This window comes from Pseudomonas tehranensis (assembly GCF_014268615.1).
GTDB lineage: Bacteria > Pseudomonadota > Gammaproteobacteria > Pseudomonadales > Pseudomonadaceae > Aquipseudomonas > Aquipseudomonas tehranensis.
In genome coordinates, this window is the sequence record NZ_JABWQV010000360.1 from 1 (window position 1) to 3,831 (window position 3,831).

The 3,831-nt window shown below is 60.7% G+C and carries 6 protein-coding genes; 1 reads left to right on the forward strand and 5 read right to left on the reverse strand.

Features of this window, described 5'->3' with window-relative positions:
• Positions 1–47: 47 nt before the first annotated feature.
• Positions 48–971 (reverse strand): LysR family transcriptional regulator, encoded by a 924-nt coding sequence (locus HU811_RS25765; RefSeq protein WP_186658873.1) that lies wholly within the window; start codon positions 969–971, stop codon positions 48–50.
• 126 nt (positions 972–1,097) lie between these two features.
• On the opposite strand from HU811_RS25765, the gene HU811_RS25770 reads away from it, so the two are divergent.
• Positions 1,098–1,844: a 3-oxoacyl-ACP reductase family protein gene (locus HU811_RS25770; protein ID WP_186658876.1), complete on the forward strand. Its 747-nt coding sequence runs from the start codon at positions 1,098–1,100 to the stop codon at positions 1,842–1,844.
• A gap of 69 nt (positions 1,845–1,913) precedes the next feature.
• Here the strand turns inward: HU811_RS25770 and HU811_RS25775 are convergent, their stop codons facing one another.
• The 4 genes from HU811_RS25775 to HU811_RS27540 all read right to left on the reverse strand — a co-directional run.
• Positions 1,914–2,609, reverse strand: coding sequence for an HAD-IA family hydrolase (locus HU811_RS25775; protein WP_092399915.1), 696 nt, complete (start codon positions 2,607–2,609; stop codon positions 1,914–1,916).
• A gap of 196 nt (positions 2,610–2,805) precedes the next feature.
• Positions 2,806–3,177, reverse strand: coding sequence for a hypothetical protein (locus HU811_RS25780; RefSeq protein ID WP_092458825.1), 372 nt, complete (start codon positions 3,175–3,177; stop codon positions 2,806–2,808).
• Between the two features lie 90 nt (positions 3,178–3,267).
• A complete protein-coding gene (locus tag HU811_RS25785) occupies positions 3,268–3,471 on the reverse strand; it encodes a hypothetical protein (RefSeq protein WP_092399919.1) in 204 nt (67 codons plus the stop codon).
• A 69-nt stretch (positions 3,472–3,540) separates the two neighbouring features.
• On the reverse strand, positions 3,541–3,831 hold a 291-nt coding region (locus HU811_RS27540; protein ID WP_225248494.1), incomplete at its 5' end, for a hypothetical protein.

A 3,831-nucleotide genomic window follows, 5' to 3' on the forward strand; every position in this document is an offset into this window, starting at 1 on the left:
GGGAGCGGGCTTGCTCGCGAAGGCCGCACCTCGGTCCAAAGCCAAACTCAAACCGCACTGAACCGCTCCCCCAACCCCTGCTCGGCAAACTGTTCGATGATGAAGTCCACAAACGCCCGGGTCTTGCCCGGCAGCAGTTTGTGCTCGGCGTAGTAAATGGAAATGTTGCCATCGTCGACGTACCAATCCGGCAGCACCCGCTGCAACGCCCCCGATTGCAGATAAGGAACCGCCACCGGCATGCTCACCAGGCCGATGCCCAGCCCTTGGATGGCGGCGGCGCAGTCGGCTTCAGAGTCACTCATGGTCATGCGGGCCTTGAGCATGAGCGGGCTGTGCTGTCGTGTGCGGCTGGTCAGTTGCCAGGAACGGATACGTCCGGTCTGGGGTGAACGGATCAGGATGCCCTGATGGTGCGCCAGATCTTCCGGTTCAATCACCGGCGCATGGCTTTGTACATAGCCCTTCGAGGCAACCAATACGCGATGAGCCACGGCCAGTTTGCGCGCCACCACCCCCTGGGGCAGTTCGAAACCGCCGCCAATGGCCGCATCGAAACCTTGGCCGATCAGGTCCACCTGGCGGTTATCGAAATGCCAGTCCGGATTGATCGCCGGATAGCGCTGCAAGAACGCCCCCAGCAACGGCACCACATACAGTCGACCGAACGCCGTGCCCATGCTCACTTTCAAGGTGCCAGCCGGTTGCCCGCCGGCACTGGCCAGGTTGGCGACCGCGTTCTGGATCGTATTGAAGCTGGTGCCGACTTCTGTGAGGAATAGCTGACCGGCTTCGGTCAGCGTCAGGCTGCGGGTACTGCGCTGGAACAGGCGTACCCCCAACCGCGCTTCGAGCTTGGCCACGCTTTTACCTACTGCCGCAGGGGTCACGCTCAAGCGACGTGCAGCCTCGGCAAAACTGCCGACTTCGGCGCTGCGCACAAAGCATTCGATACTGCTGAAGGTTTCCATAAGGGCCACTCTAAACTTTTGGTTTACACAGACTGTATCTGTAAGCCTCTACTCAACCCAACACCAAATCTCGATACTCGCGCCATCAACCGCGGGCATTCCGCCCCGGCACGTTTGGAGAACATCATGAGCACTCAAACACTGAGCGGTAAAGTCGCCTTGATCCAGGGCGGTTCCCGCGGTATCGGCGCCGCCATCGTCAAGCGCCTGGCAGCCGAAGGCGCCGCGGTAGCCTTCACCTACGTCAGCTCCGCGGCCAAGTCCGAAGAACTGCAGAACAGTATTATCGCAGCCGGCGGCAAGGCCCTGGCGATCAAGGCCGACAGTGCCGACGCAGAAGCGATCCGCAACGCCGTCAATGCCACCGTCGAAACCTTTGGCCGACTGGACATCCTGGTCAACAACGCTGGTGTACTGGCGATGGCGCCGCTGGACGAATTCAAGCTCGAGGATTTTGACCAGACCCTGGCCATCAACGTACGCAGCGTATTCATCGCCACCCAGGCAGCGGCTCGGCACATGGGTGAAGGTGGACGAATCATCAATATCGGCAGCACCAACGCCGACCGCATGCCCTTCACCGGCGGCGCCGCCTATGCCATGAGCAAGTCCGCGCTGGTGGGCCTGACCAAAGGCCTGGCTCGCGACCTCGGCCCACGCGGCATCACCGTCAACAACGTGCAGCCCGGGCCGGTGGACACCGACATGAACCCGGCCGACGGCGATTTCGCTGCCAGCCTGATGGCGTTGATGGCGGTCGGCCGCTACGGCACCGTCGAAGAAATCGCCAGTTTCGTCGCCTATCTGGCAGGCCCGCAAGCGGCTTACATCACCGGAGCCAGCCTGACCATCGATGGGGGGTTCGGCGCCTGATCCAGGCCATAAAAAAACGCCGGTCATGGGTAAAACCATGACCGGCGTTCTGTTGTGTTACGTGCGTCGTCAGGCCCACTCCAGCTCTGGCAAACCGCACAGGCTCGGCTGGAAGATCTTCAGGGAGCGGATGATCGCGTCGGCATGCGCGTATTTTTCGTCGGCCATGGCCGAGTCCGGAATGGCAATGGCGGTCATCCCCGCCGCTTTCGCCGCGGTCACGCCGAACGGTGAGTCTTCGAACACCAGGCAATCGCGAGGGGCAACGCCCAAGCGACGGGCTGCGGTGAGGAAGATATCCGGTGCCGGTTTCGCCGCGCCGACCTCCGGGTCATCGGCGGTGACGATGAAATCGAACAGCGCGAACCAGTCCCGGTGCAGCGTGGTTTTGAGCGCAAACGACTGGCTCGACGAACTGGTGCCCACCGCAATCGGAACATCATGGGCTTTCAAATGCCGCACCAGTTCTTCAGCGCCAGGCATCGCCAGGGCGTGAGGAAAGCGTTCGCGCATCAAGGGCTCGCGGATCACCAGGAATTCTTCCGGGGTGATCGGCAATTCCAGCGCCTGAACGACATAACGGGCCAGATCCCCGGCCCCGCGTCCGATGATGTTCTGCTTGACGCTCCAGTCAAACGTGCGCCCGTAACGCTCGGCGATGATGGACGTCACCTCGGTGTAAATGCCCTCGGTGTCCAGCAACAGCCCATCCATGTCGAATATCACAGCCTTGATCGGGCCAAACTCTTGCAGCGGTGCTTTCATGGCATCTGATCCGTTATCACAAGGTTCCAGAGATGGCTCAGGTTTGGCCAGGGCAATGTGTTCGCCTTAAAGGATTCAGCAGGATAACGAGAGAGGCTTGGCAGAGGCAACGGTAAATCTGGGTGAGCGACGGGTACAGCGAGGGAGCTTGCTCCCTCGCCATCACAAGGATCAGGTTACATTGATGGGCGATGCGTTATTGGCTCGAACCACTGGAACCACTCGAGCCGCCGTCACCGGAGCTCCCACCGCCGTCGAGGGTTCCGGATCCGGTTCCACTGCTGGAGGCATCGCCGCCCATGGAACTGCCACCGCTCATTGAACCGCTGCCGGTACCCGGGCTGGTACTGCTGCCGGTGGCATCGTCGCCATTACCGCCTTGCACCGAGCCAGGCGGCAAGGCATTGGCGTTATCACCCGTATTGGAGCCGGCCTCCATCTCGGTGGAAGGTGGCATCCCGCCCTTATCTACGGGGGGATTGCCGTCTGTAGACTGTGCAAAAACTGCCACGGAACTGATCGACAGAATCCCGGCCAGGGTCAGCGCGGTCACATTTGATTTCATCATGGTGAGTCTCCCTTTTTAAGGTTACCTACCTGATGTGTGGCAATCGTGCCTTGCCAATGGTGCCGATGAATCGACGGGCGGAACCGGCAATCAGCTCGGCTCGCCGGAGGCGTCTTTACCGGCAATGTCCGGATCGTCCGGGCTCGCCTCAATATCCTCATCCTCACTCGGCACCTGCTCTACCCCGGCTTCGTCGTCAGGCGGCCGCTGATCCCGGCTCAGGGAGTCGGTTGGCGAGGGCAGCGGGTATTCCGGGGTTTCATCGTCGTCAGGGACAGGCGAATCGGCAGTCATGGCAACCTCCTGATGACGGGACAACACGTCATTCAGTTTTGAGAACACGGGCGGTCAGCTTGAGCGACTTCAATCGTAGGACTCGTCCTCGATCTCAGCGTCTTCAACCTCTTCACCCTCGATCAAGGGCACCTGGGCGTCGTCCATCAGCGAGCCTGGATCTTCATTGCCCGGATCATTGACGAAAGGAACGCCCGACGGGCCTTTTTCTTCCGTACCTTCGGTTTCCGGCGTCATGACGCACCTCGCAATTGCTGATGGATGTATGAATTCGAGGTGCAGCGGGGGGAAACGTTCCGGATAAATAACCACGCAAAGAAAACGCCCGACACCTCGTGGCGAGGGAGCTTGCTCCCGCTG

Excerpts from the sequence above, each read along its gene's own strand:
- HU811_RS25775 (WP_092399915.1), bottom strand. The coding sequence starts at position 2,609 with ATGAAAGCACCGCTGCAAGAGTTTGGCCCGATCAAGGCTGTGATATTC.
- HU811_RS25765 (WP_186658873.1), bottom strand. The coding sequence starts at position 971 with ATGGAAACCTTCAGCAGTATCGAATGCTTTGTGCGCAGCGCCGAAGTC.
- HU811_RS25780 (WP_092458825.1), bottom strand. The coding sequence starts at position 3,177 with ATGATGAAATCAAATGTGACCGCGCTGACCCTGGCCGGGATTCTGTCG.
- HU811_RS25785 (WP_092399919.1), bottom strand. The coding sequence starts at position 3,471 with ATGACTGCCGATTCGCCTGTCCCTGACGACGATGAAACCCCGGAATAC.
- HU811_RS25770 (WP_186658876.1), top strand. The coding sequence starts at position 1,098 with ATGAGCACTCAAACACTGAGCGGTAAAGTCGCCTTGATCCAGGGCGGT.